Source organism: Streptomyces sp. PT12 (assembly GCF_003311645.1).
In the GTDB taxonomy this organism is placed as follows: Bacteria; Actinomycetota; Actinomycetes; order Streptomycetales; family Streptomycetaceae; genus Streptomyces.
Window position 1 is genome coordinate 375910 of the sequence record NZ_QEST01000184.1, and the last position, 20670, is coordinate 396579.

Annotated in this window: 14 protein-coding genes and 1 pseudogene; 8 read left to right on the forward strand and 7 right to left on the reverse strand. The window is 72.9% G+C overall.

Annotated features, from left to right (window positions below; genetic code table 11):
• Positions 1-27: 27 nt before the first annotated feature.
• Positions 28-924 carry a phosphatase PAP2 family protein gene (locus DEH69_RS22040; protein WP_113688704.1) on the reverse strand — a complete coding sequence of 299 codons (897 nt, stop codon included), beginning with the start codon at positions 922-924 and terminating at the stop codon, positions 28-30.
• Between the two features lie 155 nt (positions 925-1079).
• Here DEH69_RS22040 and DEH69_RS22045 point away from each other — a divergent pair, with 155 nt between their 5' ends.
• Positions 1080-1694 carry a histidine phosphatase family protein gene (locus tag DEH69_RS22045; RefSeq protein WP_113688705.1) on the forward strand — a complete coding sequence of 205 codons (615 nt, stop codon included), beginning with the start codon at positions 1080-1082 and terminating at the stop codon, positions 1692-1694.
• A gap of 88 nt (positions 1695-1782) precedes the next feature.
• Here the strand turns inward: DEH69_RS22045 and DEH69_RS22050 are convergent, their stop codons facing one another.
• Positions 1783-3171 carry a hypothetical protein gene (locus tag DEH69_RS22050; protein ID WP_113688706.1) on the reverse strand — a complete coding sequence of 463 codons (1389 nt, stop codon included), beginning with the start codon at positions 3169-3171 and terminating at the stop codon, positions 1783-1785.
• A 184-nt stretch (positions 3172-3355) separates the two neighbouring features.
• Between DEH69_RS22050 and DEH69_RS22055 the strand changes: the two genes are divergently transcribed.
• Both DEH69_RS22055 and DEH69_RS22060 read left to right on the forward strand, forming a co-directional pair.
• Positions 3356-3748 (forward strand): hypothetical protein, encoded by a 393-nt coding sequence (locus DEH69_RS22055; protein ID WP_113688751.1) that lies wholly within the window; start codon positions 3356-3358, stop codon positions 3746-3748.
• Positions 3736-4608, forward strand: coding sequence for a spermidine synthase (locus tag DEH69_RS22060; protein ID WP_113688750.1), 873 nt, complete (start codon positions 3736-3738; stop codon positions 4606-4608). The genes DEH69_RS22055 and DEH69_RS22060 overlap by 13 nt, the downstream gene beginning before the upstream one ends.
• Before the next feature lie 848 nt (positions 4609-5456).
• Here the strand turns inward: DEH69_RS22060 and DEH69_RS22065 are convergent.
• Genes DEH69_RS22065 through DEH69_RS22080 form a run of 4 tightly spaced genes read right to left on the reverse strand, consistent with a single transcriptional unit; the run spans position 5457 to position 10230 of the window.
• The gene (locus DEH69_RS22065) at positions 5457-6875 is read right to left on the reverse strand and encodes a GH1 family beta-glucosidase (RefSeq protein WP_113688707.1); all 1419 of its coding nucleotides are present in this window, start codon (positions 6873-6875) and stop codon (positions 5457-5459) included.
• A 55-nt stretch (positions 6876-6930) separates the two neighbouring features.
• Positions 6931-7842, reverse strand: coding sequence for a carbohydrate ABC transporter permease (locus DEH69_RS22070; protein WP_113688708.1), 912 nt, complete (start codon positions 7840-7842; stop codon positions 6931-6933).
• Complete coding sequence (locus DEH69_RS22075; protein ID WP_113688709.1) at positions 7842-8879, reverse strand: carbohydrate ABC transporter permease; 1038 nt, start codon at positions 8877-8879, stop codon at positions 7842-7844. Before DEH69_RS22075 ends, DEH69_RS22070 begins: the two co-directional genes overlap by 1 nt.
• 13 nt (positions 8880-8892) lie before the next feature.
• The gene (locus DEH69_RS22080) at positions 8893-10230 is read right to left on the reverse strand and encodes an extracellular solute-binding protein (protein WP_113688752.1); all 1338 of its coding nucleotides are present in this window, start codon (positions 10228-10230) and stop codon (positions 8893-8895) included.
• A 238-nt stretch (positions 10231-10468) separates the two neighbouring features.
• Between DEH69_RS22080 and DEH69_RS22085 the strand changes: the two genes are divergently transcribed.
• The 4 genes from DEH69_RS22085 to DEH69_RS22100 all read left to right on the forward strand — a co-directional run bounded on the left by DEH69_RS22085 (position 10469) and on the right by DEH69_RS22100 (position 16150).
• Positions 10469-11506: a LacI family DNA-binding transcriptional regulator gene (locus tag DEH69_RS22085; protein WP_113688710.1), complete on the forward strand. Its 1038-nt coding sequence runs from the start codon at positions 10469-10471 to the stop codon at positions 11504-11506.
• Positions 11507-12043: 537 nt separating this feature from the next.
• Complete coding sequence (locus DEH69_RS22090; RefSeq protein WP_147255751.1) at positions 12044-13081, forward strand: WD40 repeat domain-containing protein; 1038 nt, start codon at positions 12044-12046, stop codon at positions 13079-13081.
• A 141-nt stretch (positions 13082-13222) separates the two neighbouring features.
• On the forward strand, positions 13223-15670 hold the full coding sequence (locus tag DEH69_RS22095) for a WD40 repeat domain-containing protein (protein WP_147255753.1): 2448 nt from the start codon (positions 13223-13225) through the stop codon (positions 15668-15670).
• Positions 15671-15673: 3 nt separating this feature from the next.
• A complete protein-coding gene (locus DEH69_RS22100; RefSeq protein ID WP_147255756.1) occupies positions 15674-16150 on the forward strand; it encodes a hypothetical protein in 477 nt (158 codons plus the stop codon).
• A 141-nt stretch (positions 16151-16291) separates the two neighbouring features.
• On the opposite strand, the gene DEH69_RS22105 is transcribed toward DEH69_RS22100, so the two are convergent.
• On the reverse strand, positions 16292-17680 hold the full coding sequence (locus DEH69_RS22105; protein WP_113688714.1) for a glycoside hydrolase family 6 protein: 1389 nt from the start codon (positions 17678-17680) through the stop codon (positions 16292-16294).
• A 734-nt stretch (positions 17681-18414) separates the two neighbouring features.
• On the opposite strand from DEH69_RS22105, the pseudogene DEH69_RS22110 reads away from it, so the two are divergent.
• Positions 18415-20298, forward strand: a pseudogene (locus DEH69_RS22110) (glycoside hydrolase family 48 protein); the annotation flags it as partial.
• Between the last annotated feature and the right edge of the window lie 372 nt (positions 20299-20670).

Here is a 20670-nt window from a genome sequence, read left to right on the forward strand (position 1 = left end):
GTCCTTCGCGCCGTTCGCCGCGCCGCCTCACGACGGCGACGCGAGCTGGCGCCGCGCCGACCTCCCATTGTGCCGCGCGGCCGTGCCGGGGCGCCCGGGGCCGCGCCCCGAGCGCGTCCACCGCCGCTGCCGCTCCGGCGCGGACAGGCTGTCGTGCTCGGTGCCGGGCTCGGGCCCGCTCATCCCCAGGGAGCCCTTGATCCGGTCGCCCGTGCGCAACAGCGGGCGCGCCAGCAGCAGCCCCGCCGTCATCACGGCGGCGCCCGCGACGGCGTCGAGGAAGTAGTGGTTCCCCGTGCCCATCACGACGATCGTCGTCATCAGCGGATACCCCACGGCCAGCGCGCGGATGAACGGCGTGCGCCGCCCGTAGTGCCACAGCGCCACGCCGCACCACAGCGACCAGCCGACGTGCAGGCTCGGCATCGCGGCGTACTGGTTGGTGAAGTCGCCCATGCCGCTCGGCGCGCTCGCGTCGTCCGCCCACCAGCCGTACCCGGCGTACTGCGCCAGGCTGTCCACGAAGCCGTAGTCCCCCGGCAGCAGCCGCGGCGGGCTCGTGGGCATCAGCGTGAAGCCGACGAGACCGAGCACCGTGGACGCCAGCAGCCAGGTGCGCATCAACCGGTAGTGCAGGGGCCGCCTGCGGTAGAGCCACAGCAGCACCGCGGGCGTGACGATGTAGTGCAGCGACGCGTACGCGAACGACGAGGGAACGCCGAGCCACTTCTCCTGCGTGAACAGCTCGTTCAGCGGGTCCTCGGGGTGCAGCCACAGCGAGCTTTCGAGGCGCAGGATGGCCAGGCCGTTGTCCACCGCCGTCCCCACGTCGCCGCGGGCCAGCAGCCTGGCGCCCGAGTAGGCCCCGTAGACGACCACGATGAGTAGCAGCTCGGTCCACCAGCGTGGCCGGTCTCGGGACATGCGCGAAGACTCCTGATTCGTCTCGTCGTCGGTGACAGGACCAGCTTGTGGTGAGTCCACCGTACGGCGAACTCCACCAGAACGGACGCCCGGGGCGCCCCCACCGGTTGCGTACGGGATGATGAGTGACGGAAGAGACAGAAGAGGGGACCCGCATGGCCGCGCACATCCTGCTGATCCGCCACGGAAAGACCGCGTGGTCGGTCGCCGGGCGCCACACAGGACGCACGGATGTCCCGCTCCTCGACGAGGGCCGCGACCAGGCCAGGGCGCTCGGCGCCCGGCTGCGCCGCGCGCCGTGGAACGGCCTGGCGGGCGCCGAGGTGCGCACCAGCCCGCTGTCCAGGGCGCGCGAGACGTGCGAGTTGGTCGGCCTCGACGCCAAGGCCACCGAGTGGGACGCCCTGTGCGAGTGGGACTACGGCGAGCAAGAGGGCCTGACCACCGACCAGATCGCCGAACGCCGCGGGGGCGAGTGGGTCATCTGGCGCGACGGCGTCACGGGGGGCGAGACCCTTCAGCAGCTCTCCGACCGCGCCGACGAGGTGGCCGCGTGGGCGCGTTCGGTGCGCGCCGAGGACCGCAGCGCCGTCCTGTTCGCGCATGGCCATGTCCTCCGCGCCGTCGCGGCCCGCTGGCTCGGCCTCGACGTCCGCTTCGCCGCCCGCCTCCGGCTTGACGCCGCGGCCGTCTCGGCCCTCGGGTGGGCCTATGGCGAACCTGCCCTCGAACGCTGGAACGACACCGCCCACTTCGAGTCCCGCGGCTGAAACGACCGATTCGCGCCGTTTCGCCCTGTTTCGCGGCCTGTTTCGCGGCCTGTTCCGCGCCCTTCGGCGCCGGGGCCCCCGGCGGCCCCTATGCCGCGAGCGCCCCGCGGGAGCCCCGGTCGAGGAACGCCGCGACCGTCGCGTCGTGCCGGGCCGGGCGCAGCCGTCGCGCGGTGTGGGCCAGGCGGCCCCTGATCCGCGTCGAGCGGACGTGCTCCAGCAGGTCGAGCGCGCGATGGCCGTGCGCCGCGGCCTCCTCAGGCTCGCCGTCCTCGACCAGGCGCGCGGCCAACTGGGCGGAGTAGAGCGCGATGTTGCGCGCGAAGTGCGGCTCGGCGAGCGCCGCGTCCACCGCTGCGCGCGAGTGGTCGGCGGCCCGCCGCGCGTCGCCGAGCGACGCCCAGGCCGTGGCCTCCAGATCGGCGAATTCCGCCTCCCCGAAGAACGACATCCACTCCGGGTCCGCGTCGTTGGCGCCCCGCCCGTAGTGGCTGCGCGCCCGCGTGAGCGCCTCCTGCGCGGATGCGCGGTCGCCCATGCGCGCCCACCCGCCCGCCTCGCGCAGCGCGAGCAGCGCGCGCAGGTGGTGCGAGCCCAGCGCGCGCGCCGCGTGGCCGCCCGCCTGCGCGGCGCGCACCGCCTCGCGGGGCCGCCCCGCGTCCCCGGCCAGGAAGGCGGCGTTGCAGAACGCGTGCGCCTCAAGCGCCGCGCTCCCGCCCACGCGCGCCGTGGCCAGGGCCTCGGCATAGTGGGAACGCGCCTCGTCGAGGCGGTCCGAGTCATGCGCGAGCCAGCCCACCGAGAGCGCCAACTCGCCCGCGCCCGCGTGCAGCCGCTCGTTCACCGATGCGGTGCGCGCCCCCGAGTCGAGCAGCGCGTAGGCCGTGCGCAGGGCGCGGCACGCCGGGCGGTAGAGCGCGTCGGCGCCCTGCCGGTCGTCGAGCAGGCGGATGTCGCGGACCGCCTGCCACACCGCGGCGGCCTCGCGCGCGCCGGGGCGGGGCAAGGACCCTGCGGACGCGGGGCGTTCGCCCAGGGCCGCAAGGGACGCGATGGCGGCCGGGCCGCCGGTCATGAACGCGCGACGCAGCACGTCGCCCTCCTCCATGGTGTCATCCGGGGTGTCGTCGTCGGGAACGCCGCCGAGGCCCGCGGCCGGTAAGGCGGGATCGGCGGACAGCGAACGGACGCGCGGCCGCCGCCCGCGCACCACCTGGCGCGGCTCGAACCCCAGCTCGCCCAGGGAACGACCGGGGAACATGTGAAGGAATACCCGTTCATACGCGTAGTTAGGGCATCGGATCTCGCCCGCCTCGACGCGGCCGATGTACCGGGCGTCGCAGCTGACGCGTTCGCCGATCTCCCGCGCGGCGCGCCGCACCGCGGCCGCGAACTCCCCCTGGGACCTGTCTCCGCGCAGCTGCCTGAAGACCCGGTTGGGGGCGCCGGGTCGGGGCGCGGGGGGTGACGTCACCATGGCCGGAAGGTACCCGCTGTGCGGGGGCCGCTACGGTGAGTTTCGCTACAAACCGGATATCCCACCCTCGATCCGCCATGAAGTGCCACCCTTTGCGGCGGTCATCGGCCGTACCCGTTGACGGCGCACGCGCGTTGTACACGGCACACGACTGGTTGAAGCGCGACTGGTTGAAGGAGGAGCCATGGCGGACACCGGCGATGCGGCGCCCTGTGATCTGGTCACCGTGCCTGCCCGGGAAGGACTCGAAGCCGTCGACATCCTGCGGCTGCGGCACGGCGTGGGCCCGGTGCTGCACGACAGGGAGGGCGACACCCTGGGTTTCATCGTTCCACCGGGGACCGCCGAACGCTGGGACCTGCCGGGGAGCGCGTGCACCCAGACCTACACCGGCGCACGCCGGGGCACGCAACCGCCGGTGACGGGGAGCGGCTGGCTCGTGCCCCCCGAGGGCGCGGTCATCGCCGCCACCGAGCCCGACCGGCTGCGCGCCGCGCTCAACGAGGCCGTGTCGATGCTGCGCGTCGTGGACCGCTGCCGAGCCTTCGCCGGCCGCCCGTCACACTGGAGGGCGTGAGAAACAGAGCGCGGCGCGCGCGGGGCCCCGAGAGCGTCGAGGAGCCGGTGGGCGGTGGGCTGGCGCGGCTCGTTCCCGACCCCCAACGCGCCGAGAGCTGGGAGCTGTTGATCGACGGCGCCCCGCAGTCCCATGTCGATCTGGCCGACCCGACGCGGCTGGTCTTCGAGTACCAGCGGCGCCTTGGCCACATGGCCGACCTCGCCGCGCCCCCGGGGCGGCCGCTCGCGGTGGTGCACCTGGGCGGCGGGGCGCTGAGCATCGCGCGCTATGTCGCGGTCACCAGGCCGCGTTCGACCCAGCAGGTCGCCGAGCCCGACGTCCGGCTCACCGACCTGGTCAGGCGCGAGCTGCCGCTGCCGCACGGCGCGCGGATCCGGGTGCGCGCCGGGGACGCGCGCGAGGTGCTTGGCAGGATCGCGGACGGCTGGGCCGACCTGGTCATCACGGATGTCTTCGACGAGGCGCGCACGCCCGCGCATGTGACCAGCGGGGAGTTCCTTGACGAGGTCCGCAGGGTTCTGCGCCCCGGCGGCACCTACGCGGCCAATGTCACGGACGGGCCGCCCTTTCCGCACCTGCGCGGCCAAGTGGCCACGGTCCGCAGCCGTTTCACGGATGTGGTGCTCATGGCCGAGCCGCCCGTGCTCAGCGGGCGGCGCTACGGCAACGGCGTCCTGTGGGCCGCCGACCGCCCGTTGCCCCTCGTCGAGCTCGGCCACCGCTGCGCCGCGGACCCGTCTCCCGCGCGGCTGCTCGCGGGCCGCGACCTGGCCGACTTCGCGGCGGGGGCCCTGCCGGTCACCGATGCCACGGCCCTGCCGTCGCCGCCCCCGCCCGCGGGGACGTTCGACGTGTGAGGGGCGGGCTGCGCTGGCTTTGCGGGCTGCGCTCGCTTTGCGGGGCGGCTACGGTCCTGACGTCCTCCCGTTCGCCGTCGGCCGGGTGTCGGGGGTGGGGCGGTGCCGGTCACCGATGGGCACCTACGGGAGGGAGGGTGGTGGGTGGCGGTCGTCGCGGTCACCGGTCGGCTGGGGCGGGGGCCGTTCGCCGAACGGGCGCGGCCGCGTCCCTCGTTGGCGGCCGTTTCGCCGGTGGTCGGCTGAGGTAGCGCGCACCCTTCGGGCCTGCCCTGGCCGCCGCTCCCGTCGTTCACCGCGCGCACGTTGAGCTGAGGTGGCGGGCCGGTGCGGGGCCGGGGTCGCGCGTCGTTGGAGTTCTTGGCCGAGCTCATGGAGACGGCGCGCGCGGCTTCGGACCTGGGTTCGATCAGTCCCCTCGTCCCGCTGATCGCTTCGTGGAAGTCGACCGCTGAGGTCTACGCTGATCCCGAACCGGCTGACCAGCTCCGGCAGTCGACGGATGATGACCTGGGGCCGGTCGAGCCCCCCCGAGTGATGTGCGCGAGAGGTCACCGGTGGCGGGCGTGTCTGGTATCTGTTCGACCGGGAGAGGCGGGCCTGCTGGCTGAAGCTGGCCTCTCTGCGGCATCCGAGGAAGACCGAGTAGCCGTTCCCGCGCCACCGGACCCACCGTAGCCGCCCGCCAGCCGCCCGCGGGGCGCCCGCCAGCCGCCCGCGGGGCGCCCGGCGCCGACCCGCCCCCGGCCCCGCGAGGGGCCGGGGGCCTGGCTTCCCCTGTCCCCCCTTCCGGGAGGGATGCCGGAAGGGCTTCCGGGCGGACGCGGGGAGTCGTGGGCCCGCGCGCCTCAGCTGGTGGCGGGCAGGCGTCCCGAGGCGGCGACCCCCGCGTACCAGCGGGCGCTGGCCTTGGGGGTGCGCTGGAGGGTGTCGAAGTCGACGTGGACGACGCCGAAGCGCTTGCTGTAGCCGTAGGCCCACTCGAAGTTGTCGAGCAGCGACCACAGGAAGTAGCCGCGCACGTCGGCGCCCTGCTCGATGGCCTGGTGGACGGCGGCGAGGTGGCCGTGGAGGTAGGCGATCCGATCCGGGTCGTGCACCGCGCCCGCGGCGTCGACCTTGTCCTCGAACGCGGCGCCGTTCTCGGTGATGTACAGCGGGAGGTTGGGCACCTCGGTCCTGAAGCGGGTCAGCATCTCGACCATGCCGGTCGGGTCGATGACCCAGCCCATGTCCGTGAGCTGCCCGGCCGCCAGGTGGAACTCGACGTCCTCGGAGCCCACCCAGGGGGAGTGCGCGGACGAGCCGTGGCCGTCGTTGCGCGAGACCACCTCGCCGCCCGTGGGGGCGGAGACGACGGTGGGGTTGTAGTAGTTCAGCCCGAGGAAGTCGATCGGCTGGTGGATCAGCGCCTCGTCGCCGTCGCGCAGGAACGACCAGTCCGAGGCGCGGGCGGTGTCCCGGCGCAGGTCGTCGGGGTAGCCGCCGTGCAGCACCGGGCCCGTGTAGATCCGGGTCTGGAGCGCGTCGATGCGCCGCGCCGCGTCCACGTCGTCGGGGGAGTCCGTGCGGGGCCTGATGACGCCGGGGTTGAACGTGATCCCGATCTCCGCGTTGCGCGGCAGGACCGAGCGGAGGGCCTGGACGCCGAGGCCGTGGGCGACGTTGAGGTGGTGCGACGCCTTGAGCACGGACTCCGGCTCCGTGCGCCCCGGGGCGTGCACGCCGGAGCCATAGCCCAGGAACGCGCTGCAGAAGGGCTCGTTGAGCGTGGTCCACATCGAGACCCGGTCGCCCAGGGCCTCGCCCACGATCTGGGCGTACTCGGCGTAGCGTTCGGCCGTCTCGCGCTCCGGCCAGCCGCCCGCGTCCTCCAGCTCCTGGGGCAGGTCCCAGTGGTAGAGGGTGATGGCCGGGGTGATGCCCCGCTCGAGCAGGCCGTCGGCCAGGCCCCGGTAGAAGTCAAGGCCGCGCTGGACGGCCGGGCCACGCCCGGTGGGCTGGACGCGCGACCAGGACACCGAGAAGCGGTAGGCGCCCAGGCCGAGTTCGGCCATGAGGCGGATGTCGTCCTGCCACCGGTGGTAGTGGTCGCAGGCCACATCGCCCGTGTCACCGGCGTGCACCTTGCCCGGGGTGCGGGCGAAGGTGTCCCAGATGGAGGGGGTGCGGCCGTCCTCGGCGGCGGCACCCTCGATCTGGTACGACGCGGTGGCCGAGCCCCACAGGAAGTCCGGTGGGAAGACCCTGGGTTGGTTTTCAGTCATGGAAGCGCTCCCATTCTTGCTCGTAGAGAAGGTATCAACCGCGGTGCCGGGGTGCTCAGCCCTTGAGCGCTCCGTGCATGATGCCGCCCACGATCTGCTTGCCGAACAGGACGAACGCGATCAGCAGCGGCAGCGTGCCGAGGAAGGCGCCAGCCATGATCACGCCCTGGTCGGGGATGTAGCCGCGGCCGAGGTTGGTGAGGGCGACCTGGACGGTCGGGTTCTGCTGGGTGAGCGCGATGATCGGCCAGAAGAACTCGTTCCACGCCGCCACGAACGTGAGCATCCCCAGCACGGCCATGGCCGGTCTGGCCGCGGGGAAGACGACGTGCCACACGACGCGCAGGCTGCTCGCGCCGTCGACGCGCGCGGCCTCGATCAGCTCGGTGGGCAGCGCCTGTATGAGGTACTGGCGCATGAAGAACACGCCAAAGGCGCTGACCATCGTGGGCAGGATGACCGCCTGGAGGTGGCCCGTCCACTCGATCTCGGCGATCGCCATGAACAGCGGCACCACGGTGAGCTGCGGCGGCACCATCATGGTGCCGATGACCAGCAGCATCATGAAGTTCTTCGCCCGGAACCGCAGCTTGGCGAACGCGAAGCCCGCGAGCGTCGCGAACAGCACCGTGGACACGGTGATCGCCCCGGCCACGAAGATGGTGTTGGTCATGGCCTTGACCAGATTGGCGTCGTTCCACGCGGCCTCGAGGTTGTCGAAGAGCCGGTCGCCGAACCAGAACGGCGGGGTGCGCTCGCTCAGCCTGGCGTTGTCGTGGGACGCGGCGATCGCCGAGTAGAGCAGCGGGAGGATCGACCCGACGGCGAAGACGACCAGGATCAGATAGGTGAGCCACCCGGCCCTGTGCTGCTGCCCCGCGGCCCTAACCCCCCTGCGGCGCTTGGCCGTTCGGGGAGCGGGGGCGTCGGCGGCCTTCTCGGGGTGGGTCCGCGTCGCGGTGGCCATCACTCCTCCTCTCCTGTGCTGCGCCCCACCCACCGGGTGATGAACGCGTAGAGCAGCCCGATGACGATCAGCAGCAGGAACATCGTCCAGGCGATGGCCGCGGCCCGGCCGAGGTGCCGGTTGGTCCAGCCCGTCTCGTACATGTAGAGGCCGAGCGTCTGGTACTGGCCCTGGGCGCCGCCCGCCTCGTCGCCGCCGAACAGCATGGGCTCGCCGAAGAGCTGCGTGGCGCCGATGGTCGAGACCACGACGGTGAACAGGATGGTCGGGCGCAGCGAGGGCAGCGTCACATGCACGAACTGCTGCCAGCGGGACGCCCCGTCGAGCGAGGCGGACTCGTACAGGTCGTTGGGGATGGCCTGCATGGCGGCGAGGTAGATCAGCGTGTTGTAGCCGGTCCAGCGCCAGATGACGATGGTCGACACGGCGAACTGGGAGCTCCAGTGGCCCGCCTCCCAGGCGACGCCGTCGATGCCGATGAGGCCGAGGCCCCAGTTGATGACGCCGTAGTCGCCCTGCCCGAAGAGCATGACGAAGACGAGCGTCGCCGCCGCGATCGAGGTCGCGTACGGGGTGAGGATGGCGACGCGGAAGAACATGCTGCCGCGCATCCGGTAGTTGAGCAGGTGGGCCAGGCCCAGCGCCATCGCGAGCTGCGGCACGGTGGAGATGACGCCGATGGTGAACGTGTTCCCGAGGGCGTTCCAGAAGAACTCGTCGTCCCACAGGCGCGTGAAGTTCTCGAAGCCCACCCACTCCAGGTCGTTGGGGTTGTTCAGGTTGACCTGGTGGAGGGACGACCAGCCCGTGTAGAGGAGCGGGAAGAGGCCGAACGCCGCGAAGAAGAGGAAGAACGGCGCGATGAAGCCGTAGGGGCTGTACGTGATGTCCCAGCGGTAGCGCCGGGAGCGGCGCGCCTGGCGGCGCGCCTCCTTGGGGTCGGGTGCGGGCGCCTCGCCGCGGGGCGGCTTGTCAAGGCGCGGGGCCGCGCCCCCCGGGGTACCGGGGGGCGCGGCCTGACGGTGTTCAGTCGTCATGGATCCGTCCTGCTCACTCGGCGACCGCGTTGTCCAGCGCGCTGACCACGTCGTCCCAGGCGTCGTCGGGGGACAGGTCGTTCTGCTCGAGGGCGACCAGGCCGTCCGTGATGCCCTCCTGGATCTGCTGGTCGTACGGGCCGATCACGGTCGTGGGCACGTCAGCGGAGGCCTGCGAGAAGATCTGGCCGATCGGAGCGTCGTTGAAGTACGGGTGGGTGGCCTCAAGCACCTCGGGCAGCTGCTGGGCCTCGGCGGAGCTGGGGTAGCTGCCGCGCTCGGTGAAGAACGTGGCCAGCTGCTCGGGGGCGGTCAGCCACGCGACCAGGGCGACGGCCTCGTCCTTGTTCTCACCGGCCTCGGGGACGCCGAAGAACGCGCCGCCCCAGTTGGACGGGACGGGGGACTGGGCGACGTCCCACACGTCCTCGCCGCCCTCACCGGCCTGGGACTGGATGTAGCCGAGCATCCAGGCGGGGCAGGAGGGCAGGGTCGCGAAGTCGCCGTTGGCCATGGCCTGGTTCCAGTCGGGCTGGAACTGCTGGAGGCCGCTGGACAGGCCCGCCTCGGCGGCCTGCGTGGCCAGGTCCCAGCCGGTGGCGACCGCCTCGGAGTCCTCGTAGGCGATCTCGCCTTCGGCGTTGTAGTAGCGCTCCTCGTAGCCCGAGACCACGGCGTTGAACATGCCGCCCGCGGAGTCGAGGAACGCGACGCCATCGGGCCCGTCGGCCGCGAACTGCTCGCCGACCGCGAGGTAGTCCTCCCAGCCGCCCGCGAACAGCTCGGTCACCTCTTCGCGGTCGGTGGGCAGCCCGGCCTCCTCGAAGAAGTCGGTGCGGTAGCAGATGCCGGTCGGGCCGATGTCCGTGCCCAGGCCGATGAGCCGCCCGTCGGGGTCGGTCGCCTGCTGGTTCTTCCACTCCAGGAAGTGGCTCGCGTCGACGTCGGGGTACTCGTTGAAGTCCACCCAGCGGTCGGACAGCTCGGTGGTCATCTCGGCGATGTTGCCGATCTCGATGGCCTGGACGTCGAGCAGCCCGCTGTTCTGCGAGAGGCGCGTGCGCAGCTGTGTGATGTAGTCGCCGTTGTCCGTGATCGAGTCCTGCTCGATAGTGATGTGCGGGTTCAGCCGCTCGTACTCGTCGTAGAGTCCGGCCTCCTCGAAGCCGAACTGGCCGAAGACGCCGACCCGGAGAGTGATCTCCTCGTCTCCGTTGCCGCCGCCGTTGTCGTCGTCGTCGCTCGAACACGCGCCGAGCAACGCCGTGGACATGACGGCGGCGAGGCCGACGGCGAGCGCTCTGCCCGCGCGCCGGCGCGATCGAAGGGTGGTACGTGGTGTGTTGCGCATGACGTCGTCGTCCTCCTGGCGCACTGACGTTGCCTTCCCAGCCGGGTGGTTGCGACACGTGGGGATGGGGGCCTGGGCTCGGAACGTACGGGTTCTGTAGGGTTTGCTAGCCATGGGAGCGCTCCCAGGCGTGATGGGTTGAAGGGTTCCCGAGTGCTGAGCGGGTGTCAAGGCGTAGAACCGTTCGTCTCGGATTCCGTGATGTAGTTGGATCCTGGGGCGGAAACGGGAGGAAGCGATGGCAATGGCAAGGCGCGGCACCGGTCGCGACGGAAGACCGACACTTGAACAAGTCGCGGCCCGCGCGGGGGTGGGGCGCGGCACGGTGTCGCGCGTGATCAACGGTTCGCCTCGGGTGAGCGATCGCACGCGGGCCGCCGTCGAGCAGGCCATCGCCGACCTCGGCTACGTACCGCACCGGGCCGCGAGGGCGCTGGCCGCGAACCGCTCCGACGCCATCGCGATGGTCGTCCCCGAGGCGGAGACCAGGCTGTTCGCCGAGCCGTACTTCTCCGGCATCCTCAGGGGCGTCTCGGCGGAGCTCGCGGACACCGACATCCAGCTGCTGCTGACGCTGATCCGCACCCCGAAGGAGCGGGCGCGGTTCGCGCAGTACGCCGCGAGCCACCGCGTGGACGGCGTGCTGCTGGTGTCGGTGCACGGCGACGACCCGCTGCCCGACCAGCTGGCCGAGATGGGCATCCCGCTGGTGATGAACGGGCGCAGGTCGGCCGACGAGCTGGTCCCGCACGTCGACTGCGACAACATCGGCGGCGCCCAGCTCGCGGTCGAGCACCTGCTCGGGCGCGGCAGGACGAGCGTGGCGACGATCACGGGCCCCGCCGACATGTATGTGGCCAGGTGCCGCCTCGACGGCTACCGGGAGGCGCTGCGGGCGGCGGGCCGCAAGCAGGGCGAGGAGCTGGTCGGGCGCGGTGACTTCACCGAGGAGAGCGGCCACTCGGCCATGCGCGAGCTGCTGATCAGGCGGCCGGGGCTCGACGCGGTGTTCTGCGCCTCCGACCTGATGGCCATCGGGGCCAGGCGCGCGCTGCGGGAGATGGGGCGTTCGGTACCGGACGACGTGGCGCTCGTCGGCTTCGACGACTCGGCGCTCGCCCGGCACATGGACCCGCCGCTGACCAGCGTGCGGCAGCCGATGGAGGGCATGGGGCGCGCGATGACGCGGGCGCTGCTCGCCGAGATCGCCGACGGGCCGCCCGAGCGGCCGCGCCTGGTGTTGCCGACCGAGCTGGTGCGGCGCGCGTCGTCGTGACGGGGGGCGTGAAGGGCGTCGGACCGGGGCGCGTTCGGGGTGTGTGACGCGCGGAGATTCGCGGGCGGTCGTGGGCGAGGCGCGTGTGCGCGGGCGGGTGACGGGGCGTGAAGTGGCCCCGCGCGGCGCGCCGTTGCCGGATCGATACGTTCACCTCTTGAACGCCGAGGCGTTGCCGCGTCGGCGCGCGCGGCTCCACGGGAGGGCTCCCGCGGGCCGCGTGGGGCGGTCGCGCCGCCCTGCCCCGGCACCCCGCCCAACTGCCCACGAAACGGGCGGCGTTCCGCCCCGGCCCGGCCCCGCCACGGCCGCGCGGGGAGCGGCCGGGCGCGCCCTGGGCCCTCGGGGGGGCGCGCGGTGGCCGCTGACTCCATGCGTTGAACGCAACGCCCCCCGTCCCTCGCGTCCCTCGCGCCCCGTGGCGCTCGTGGCCCCGAGGCTTGTCGTCAACGGCCTGACGCGGCGTGGCCGAACTGTGCCCGTCGGCCCGTGCAAGGACGGTCTCCGCGGGCGGCGGAGCGGTTTAAGGTCCCTGTCATGGCTGTTCGGCACCTGTGCGATCCCGGGAAACTGGACATCCGCAGGCCGCTCCCCGGGCGGCCCGCCGTGGCGCAGCGCGTGACCGCGGTGGCCGTCTCGGAGGGCGTCGAGCGGGTCGCGGTGGCCACCGCCGCTCCGTGGTTCCCCGGCTTTGGCGAGCTGCTGCTGTGGGAGAACGCCTCCCACGGCGGGCAGGGCAGCGATCCCGTGCGCCTCGGGGTGTCGCGCCGCACGCCGGGAGTGGCGATCAGGGACCTGCTGTTCAGCCCGGGGGGCACGGCGTTGAGCGCGTCGTTCGGCGGGACCGAGGAGCAGCACGTCGGCCAGGTCGCGCACTGGACGCGGCTCGGCGCGCGCGAGCGGTGGCGGCGCTCCATCAGCCGCCCGTTCTACGCGGGGTACGGCGACTTCGGCGGCGTGCGGCTCGCGGTCAGCGGCGACGGGGCGACGGTGGCGGGCTGCGACCAGAGCAGCCGCAGCGTGGTGGCCTGGCGCGCCGCGGACGGCGAGCAGGTCGCCGACCCCGCGGGGATCGGCGGCAGCGAGGCCATCGCCGTGGACGCGGACGGCTCGCGCCTGGCGTTCCGGCTCTGCCGCCCGTACGAGCGCGCGCCCGAAGGCGCGATCGCCGTGCTCGACCTGCGCGACGGGGCGCTCGCCACCCACCCGACGGGCCTCGACTGGTGCGCGGGCCTGGCCTTCTCGCCCGAGGGGCGCTCCCTCGCGGTGGTCGGCGCCGCCGAGTCGGCCGCGGTCGCGGTGCTCGTCGACCTGGACGGCGGCGCGCCCTCCACCGTCGCGCTCGCCGAACTCCCGGGCGAGGCGCGGCGGCAGGTGGTCCGCCCGGTGTGGGGCGCGGCGGGTCCGCGCGCGGCGGTGCGGGCCGGGCGCACGGTGACGGTGTGGGACCTGGCCGTGGGCGCGCCCCTGCTCGCGGTCTCCGACCTGGGCCGTTCGACGGCCTGGGCGCTGAGCCCCGAGGGGCGCGCGCTGGTCGTCGCGAGCCCCGAGCGGGTGCGCGCCCACGCGGTGTGAGGACGGGCGATGGACAACGGGGCGCCGGGGAACGGGGCATCGGAGAGCGGAGCGCGAGGGAACGGGGCATCGGAGAGCGGAGCGCGAGGGAACGGGGCACGGGGGAACGGGGCGACGAACGACATGGCGAGGAACGACGCGATGACACCGTTGGACACCCTGCTCGCCGCCCGGCCGAGCGAGGCGGGCTGGCGCGAGATCTGCCGCCTGCTCGAAGGGCTCGACGACGCGGCGCTCGCCGCTGTCGCCCCGCGCGTGCTGCGCTGGCCCGCCGGGCAGCGCCCGATGCCGGACGGCTGGTGGGCCCGCTGGGTCGCGGGGGACATCCGCCCGTGCCACGCGCTCGCGGGCACCCGCCGCCTGGGGCGCCTCGACAGCGTGGAGACCGGCACCGTGCCCGTCCCGGTCGAGGACGACCGCGAGGACGCGGACGGCAGCGAGGGCGCGTACTTCGTCAGCGGTGCGAGCGCCGTCGCCGCGCCCCCCGGGCTGCGCTGGCTCGCGCTGGCCGCCGCGGCGGAGTGGCACCACAACGGCGGCGACATCGTCCGCTGGCACACCACGAGGGACGCCCCGCTGGTGTGGTACCTCTCGGGTGGCGAGTACGACGACGAGGCGTACGACATCGCCGTCAGCCCGGACGGCGCCACGGTGGTGACGGCCGTCGAGGGCGCGTGGCACGCGTGGTCGGCGGCGACGGGCGAGCCGTTGTGGCAGGTCCGCCCGTGGCTGGGCGACGAGGACGACGACGTGTGCTTCGGGCGCGACGACGTGGTGCGGTTCGCGTTCTCGGGCGACGGGGAGCGGCTGGCCGTCGGGACGGGTTCGACCGATGTGGTCGCGGTGGTCGAGGTGTCCACGGGCAAGGTGCTGCTGCGGGTGCCCGAGGGGCAGGACGCGTTCGGGCCCGTGGCGCTCGACGGCGAGGGGCGGCTGCTCGCGCACGCGGGCCCCGCGGGGCGCGTGGTGGTGCGCGAGGTGGTGACGGGCGCGGTGCTGGCGACCGCCGAGACCGGGCTCACATCGGTCGGCGCGCTGGCCGTGTCGCCCGACGGGCGCGGGGTGTTCGCGGTCGGCGGCGCGGTGGGCGGGGCCCCCGAGCGCGCCGGGCTGGCCACCGCGGCCTGCCCGGCCGCGCGGCTGCTGGCCGTGCGCCGCTCGTCCGACGACGAACTGACCCTGGAGCCCGGCGCGTTGCCGCGCCCCGAGGGCTTTGCCGAGGGCCTTGACGCGGACGCGCCGAGCGCCGCCCTGACCACGCGCGCCATCTGGACGGGCGACGGGCCCTACGGGTTCATCGGCGCGGACTTCGGCTCGCTCCTCTTCGACGGCCAGGGGCGGACGCTGTGGGCCGACCCGGCCCCGGCCATCGCGGCGTTCACCCCCGACGGCGCCGCGCTGGTCACGGTGCAGGACGACATCGAGGCGTGGTTCCTCGCGGGGCTCGCCCCGCCGGGCGACGCCACCGCCGCGCCGCCCGAGCCAGGCCCGGGGCGCGTGCTGCTCACCGGGCTCCCCGCCACGCTCGTGGGCGCCCCCGCGGGAGCGCCCCCGCTGCCCTGCTCCCACTGGTCCATACCGGTGGCCGCGGTGGCCGACGACGCGCGCGCCCTCGCGTTCGGCGCCAAGCTCGACCGCGACTCGGCCGACCGCCCGCAGATCCTGTGCACCTGGGACGGGGCGGGCGACCCCCGCGTCGTCACGCTGCCGCGCGTCGCCGAGGCCGCCTATCTCTCCGATCTGGCCTTCGCCCCCGACGGCTCCGCGCTCGCGCGGGCGCTCCTCGGCGAGCGGTCGTGCGTCGTCCTCGACGACGTGCCGGGCGCCACCACGCGCTGGCGCCACGTTCTGCCGTCAACCGCGCCGCACGGGGAGGAACGGCTGCGGCTGGCGTTCAGCGGCGACGGCTCCCGGCTGGTGTGCGCGCTGCACACGGCGGGCTCGGCCACCGTCATCGACGCGGCGACGGGCGACGCGGTGCGGACGATCGACGAGCCCGAGGCGCGCCCGGGTCACTGGCGCGGCGTGCGGATGGAGGCCGCGGCGCTCGACCGCGCGGGCGCGCGGGTCGCCCTGGGCGCCAAGGACGCGGCGAGCCGCGTCGTCGTCCGCGACGTGGCGACCGGCGCGACCCTGCTGCGGGCCGAGCCCGCGGGCCTGCGCCAGATCACCGGGCTCGCGTTCTCGCCCGATGGCGGTGAGCTGGCTGTGGCGGGCGCGACCGACCGGGGCCATGCCGCGCTGTGGCTGCTGCCGCTTGGCGGCACGGCGGGGGAAGGGGCGGAACGCCCCCGGCTCGCCGTGCCCGACCTCCCGATGCACGACCAGCCCGAGGGCGCGCTCGTGTGGTCGGCCACCGGCGGGCCCCGCGCCTCCTTCCCCGGCAGCCACGGCTGGGGCGCGGTGTGGGAGGCGCGCGGCGGAACGGTCGTTGCCGAGGTGCCGTTCGGGCGGGCCGACGGGGCCGTGGCGCTCTCGCCCGACGGCGGGACGCTGGTGACGGTGACGCAGTTCGGCGCCCGGCGCTGGCCGTTTCCGGCAGTGGATGACGGCGCGGCCGAACGTTCGGGCCCGCTTCTCCGTCCCTGACACATGACGGGAAGAAGAACAGGAAGCGGGCGGCGCAGCGCCGCCGTGCTCGCGTTGGCCGTGTCCGCGCTCGCCGGGTGCGGCGACGGGGCAGGGGCGGGGCCCGGGTCCGGGGCGTGGGACGAGCCCGACGACTACGCCTACACGCTGGAGCTGTTCGACGGGGACTGCGGCGCCGCGTCCAAGGGCGCCTGGCGCATCACCGTCGAGAATGGCACCGCCGTTGAAGCGGAACCGCTCAACGACGAGGCGCACCAGAGCTCGTGGGCCGAGGGCGCGCCCACGATCGGGGAGCAGCCCGCGGGCGCGCTCGGCGTGCGCGAGGACGGGGCCCACGACCGCGTCGACATTGACCTCGTCGACGAGGGCCCCGAGGCCGGGCGCCCCCTCCGCGTCCACTACGTCGACCGGGGCGGGGGTGCCGAGGGCGAGGGGTACGAGGGCTGCGAGGAGTACCGCGACGTTGAACTCCCCGACTGAGCAAGGGGGTCGGCGACGCACCGCGCCCCCGGCGCCTGGCGGGCACCGGGGGCGGGCGCGTGGGGGGTTCACGCCGATCCGATCCGATCCGTCCCCTCCGTCTCAAGGGACGAAGACCGCCGGATCGCGAAGACCGTCAGCTCACAGGGGCGGGTAGGCGTTCGCCAGCAGCTCCTCGAACTGGGCCTGGAACCAGTGACCCGAGATCGGGGCGTCCGGCAGGGCGCCCGACGGGTTGTTCTGGTTGCGCGGGTTCCCCTCGTAGGTGGGGTCGCACATCCGGTCGAAGCCCTTGCCCTCGTCGTTCGGGATCTCCTCGCTCGAGCCGTCCGACTCCCCCGGGGGCTTGATCCACGAGTAGGCGTCGATGTTGGCCGCGGGGGCCGCGGTGGGCCGCTCGCCGAGGCCAGCGCCCGCCTGGTTGCACCAGTTGCCGAGGTGGATCCTGCGGTCGTAGCGCCCGCCGTCGACGTACTCGTCGGCGGAGGTCTGCGGCCCGGGCCCGGTCGGGCGGTCGGGGCCGCCCCAGCCGTTGCGCGAGGTGTCGATGACCACGCCGAGGCCCTGGGGGAAGCCAGCGGCCGGGGCCGCGACGGCGGCGAAGTCCTGGGCGAACGACTGCTCGTCGACGTAGTTGTTCCAGTCGATCCACGAGCTCTCGCCGCGGATGGGCTGGCCGTTGATGGTGTCGCTGATGGAGAAGTTGTCCTCCACCGTCGCGCTGTAGTTGGCGGTGTTGGCCGCGAAGCCCGCGACGTCGTCGGGGGTGGCGCCCCCGGCGTTGGCCGCCTCGAACAGCAGGTCGGCGGTGGCCTGGAAGTTGTCCTCCCAGCCGATCCAGCCGTGGTGGCCGATGTCGATGTAGTTGTAGACGTTCTCGTTGTCGCCGAGCGTCCCGATGTTGTAGCCCACGCCCTCGACGTAGTTGCCGTTGGCCAGCATCTCGTCGCACTCGGGGGTGGCGGTCTCGCGGCTGCCGACGTTGGTGATGAGGTTCGGCAGCGAGTCGATCTCCACGATGTTGATGATGCGGAGTCCGGCGTAGGCCGGGTCCGACACGATCGCGTTGATGGGATCGATGAACTCGGTCTTGTAGACGTCGATCTCCTCCGGGCCCAGCTCGCCGTTGGAGGCGAGCGCGGCGCAGTCGCGGCCCGGCAGGTTGTAGGTGACGATCTGGATCGCGTCGGCGCCCTGGGCCAGCGCCTCGTCCAGGTGCTCGCGCAGGCCCATGGTGTTCGAGCCCGCGGAGCCGCCCTCGATGGCGGCCCTGCTGTCCAGCCACACCGCGGTGGGCTGGTCGGCGATCGCGGCGCCGCCGCCCTCGGTGGCCGCGGCGGACCAGTCGGGGTTGACGTAGAGCTGGGCGCCCTCGTACGGGTTGTCGACGCGCTGCAACACCTGCGGGTCATCGCCCGCCGACGCGGTGCTCAGCGTGCTCACGGTCATGGCGGCAGCCCCGACCAGGGCTCCGGCGACCAGATACGCCCTGCGGCGCGACCGACGGGGTGGGGGGTTGGTGCGGCTCATCGCTGTTGATCCTCCGGATGGTTGCGTACGGCCGATGCCGAACGGCGTCGGATGCCGTCGCGGCTCGGGGACAGGCCGCCATGGCGACCCGGTAGCCACTGCCGAGATGTCTCCACGGGTCCCGCCGCATGCCCACACGTGCCGATACCACCGGCCACGGGCGGGACCGGGGGACAGACCGATGACGGGTCCGATCGGCCGGGGCGCCGGAGCGCGACCGGCCGAGGGCACGGGGATTCTCGCCACTGCTCGTTCAACGGAGCACCTGGGAGTTGTGTGGGGGTATGTGGGGGTTGTGGGGGTGCATGCTCGGAGCGGCTCCGGGTCGTCACAGCGCGCCGTCCCCGGCGCCTGACAGTTTGGGACCGCTCCCACTGGTTGAATGGACCGTAGGCCACAACGACCCCTTTCGCCAAGGGGTCGTTCGAGAAATTACCGCTGACCTGCCACGCAAGAGCGGGATTTGTCGTGCCACTTGACGTGTGCAGTCCATTGCTCAAAGCTTGGGAGCGCTCCCACTGGTCCGAACCGCTCCTCACCCCACGAGCCGCGAGGAGGACACGATGCGGATCCGCCGTGGATCAGACATCGAGATCCCGACCAGAACAAGACACCGCACGTCCCGGCGCCTCTGGGTCGCCGGCGCCGTCGCCCTTTCACTGCCGCTCGGCCTCACGGCCGCGGCCCAGGGCAACGCCAGCTCGCCCTTCGGCGACGAGCCCGAACTCCTCCAGTACGAGGAGCAGTTCCTCACCCTCTACGAGACGATCAAGGACCCGGCCAACGGGTACTTCTCGGACGAGGGCATCCCCTACCACTCCGTCGAGACGATGATCGTCGAGGCGCCCGACCACGGGCACGAGACGACATCGGAGGCGTACTCGTATCTGATCTGGCTGGAGGCGCAGTACGGCCAGGTCACCGGTGACTGGCAGCCGTTCAACGACGCCTGGGCGCTCATGGAAGAGTGGATGATCCCCAGCGCCGACGAGCAGCCGACCAACAGCGGGTACAACCCCTCGTCGCCCGCCACCTACGCGCCGGAGTCCACGAGCCCCGAGGACTACCCGGCGCCGCTCGACCCGAACGTGCCGGTGGGCGACGACCCGCTGGCCGACGAGCTGTCGTCGACGTATGGCACCGACGACATCTACGGCATGCACTGGCTCCAGGACGTGGACGACGTCTACGGCTACGGTGCGGCCTGCGGCGGAACGGCCGGTGATCCGACCTTCATCAACACCTTCCAGCGCGGCCCGCAGGAGTCGACCTGGGAGACCGTCACGCACCCGTCGTGCGAGGACTTCAGCAGCGGCGGCGAGAACGGCTTCCTCGACCTGTTCACCGGGGACGAGGCGTACTCGCAGCAGTGGCGTTACACCAACGCCCCCGACGCCGACGCCCGCGCGGTGCAGGCCGCCTACTGGGCCAATGTCTGGGCGGGCGAGCAGGGCAACGCGAGCCAGGTCGCCGCGACGGTCGAGAAGGCCGCGATGATGGGCGACTATCTGCGCTACTCCATGTACGACAAGTACTTCAAGGAGGTCGGCGACTGCGTCGGCGCGTCCGAGTGCCCCGCGGGCAGCGGCAAGAGCAGCAACCACCAGCTGATGTCCTGGTACTACGCGTGGGGCGGCGCGCTGGACACCTCGGCCCCGTGGGCCTGGCGCATCGGCTCAAGCTACGCGCACTTCGGCTACCAGAACCCCATGGCCGCGCACGTCCTGTCCACCGACGCGGCGCTCCAGCCGCAGTCGCCCACCGCGGTGGAGGACTGGGGCAACAGCCTTGAGCGGATGATCGAGTTCTACACGTGGCTCCAGTCCGCCGAGGGCGCGATCGCGGGTGGCGCGACCAACAGCTGGGAGGGCCACTACGGCGAGCCCCCGGCCGGTACCCCGACGTTCTACGGGATGTTCTACGACGAGCAGCCCGTCTACCACGACCCGCCGTCGAACCGCTGGTTCGGCATGCAGGCGTGGTCGATGCAGCGGCTTGCCGAGTACTACTACACGACCAACGACGAGCGTGCCGGTGCGGTCCTCGACAAGTGGGCCGACTGGGTCGTGAGCGAGGTCACCATCGGCGAGGGCGGGGACTTCCAGATCCCGGCCACCCTGGAGTGGACCGGCGCCCCCGACACGTGGGACCCGGCCAACCCCGGCGACAACGCGGGCCTGCACGTCGAGGTCACCACGTACTCGCAGGACGTGGGCGTGACCGGCTCGCTGGCCAACGCGCTGTCGTTCTACGCCGCGGCCAGCGGTGACACCGCGGCGCAGGAGACGGCCTCCGGCCTGCTCGACGCGCTGCTCGCGCTCCAGGACGGGCAGGGCATCTCGGTCCCCGAGCCGCGCGAGGACTACGCGCGCTTCGCCGACGAGATCTACATCCCGGCGGGCTGGAGCGGCACGATGCCCAACGGCGACCCGATCGAGCAGGGTTCGACGTTCTCCTCGATCCGCACCTTCTACGAGGACGACGAGAACTGGCCGCAGGTCGAGGCGTACCTGAACGGCGGCGAGGTGCCGACGTTCGAGTACCACCGCTTCTGGGCCCAGGCGGACATCGCCATCGCCCTCGCCACGTACACGCACCTGTTCGGGGCGGAGGAGTAGCAACGGCGTTTCCCGCCGCTGTCGTTCGACGCGGGCGCCCGGTCGGGGTTCCTTCCCCGGCCGGGCGTCCCGCGCTGTGCTGGTGGGTGCGGGGTGCGGCGTTGTTGGGTGTGGGGTGCGGCTACGGAGGGTCCGGTGGTGTTCGCCGTCCGCCGGGCTTTCGCGTCGTTGAGCTGCTCCCGGATGCGCACTACGACAAGGCGGAACGTGCGGCTGACATGCTTGCTGCGCACCCGACGACGCTGGGTGAGCCGTACTCCCGTCACTAGCCTCGTGCTTTCACGAGGTGGGCTGTCCAGAGGTTGATCACGAAGACAGAAAGTGCTCTTGACCTGCAACGATAGGACTTGCTGAGGGTCCTGTTGGCTGCAA

Excerpts from the sequence above, each read along its gene's own strand:
- DEH69_RS22040 (WP_113688704.1), bottom strand. The coding sequence starts at position 924 with ATGTCCCGAGACCGGCCACGCTGGTGGACCGAGCTGCTACTCATCGTG.
- DEH69_RS22045 (WP_113688705.1), top strand. The coding sequence starts at position 1,080 with ATGGCCGCGCACATCCTGCTGATCCGCCACGGAAAGACCGCGTGGTCG.
- DEH69_RS22050 (WP_113688706.1), bottom strand. The coding sequence starts at position 3,171 with ATGGTGACGTCACCCCCCGCGCCCCGACCCGGCGCCCCCAACCGGGTC.
- DEH69_RS22055 (WP_113688751.1), top strand. The coding sequence starts at position 3,356 with ATGGCGGACACCGGCGATGCGGCGCCCTGTGATCTGGTCACCGTGCCT.
- DEH69_RS22065 (WP_113688707.1), bottom strand. The coding sequence starts at position 6,875 with ATGACTGAAAACCAACCCAGGGTCTTCCCACCGGACTTCCTGTGGGGC.
- DEH69_RS22070 (WP_113688708.1), bottom strand. The coding sequence starts at position 7,842 with ATGGCCACCGCGACGCGGACCCACCCCGAGAAGGCCGCCGACGCCCCC.
- DEH69_RS22075 (WP_113688709.1), bottom strand. The coding sequence starts at position 8,879 with ATGACGACTGAACACCGTCAGGCCGCGCCCCCCGGTACCCCGGGGGGC.
- DEH69_RS22080 (WP_113688752.1), bottom strand. The coding sequence starts at position 10,230 with ATGCGCAACACACCACGTACCACCCTTCGATCGCGCCGGCGCGCGGGC.
- DEH69_RS22085 (WP_113688710.1), top strand. The coding sequence starts at position 10,469 with ATGGCAATGGCAAGGCGCGGCACCGGTCGCGACGGAAGACCGACACTT.
- DEH69_RS22090 (WP_147255751.1), top strand. The coding sequence starts at position 12,044 with ATGGCTGTTCGGCACCTGTGCGATCCCGGGAAACTGGACATCCGCAGG.
- DEH69_RS22095 (WP_147255753.1), top strand. The coding sequence starts at position 13,223 with ATGACACCGTTGGACACCCTGCTCGCCGCCCGGCCGAGCGAGGCGGGC.
- DEH69_RS22100 (WP_147255756.1), top strand. The coding sequence starts at position 15,674 with ATGACGGGAAGAAGAACAGGAAGCGGGCGGCGCAGCGCCGCCGTGCTC.
- DEH69_RS22105 (WP_113688714.1), bottom strand. The coding sequence starts at position 17,680 with ATGAGCCGCACCAACCCCCCACCCCGTCGGTCGCGCCGCAGGGCGTAT.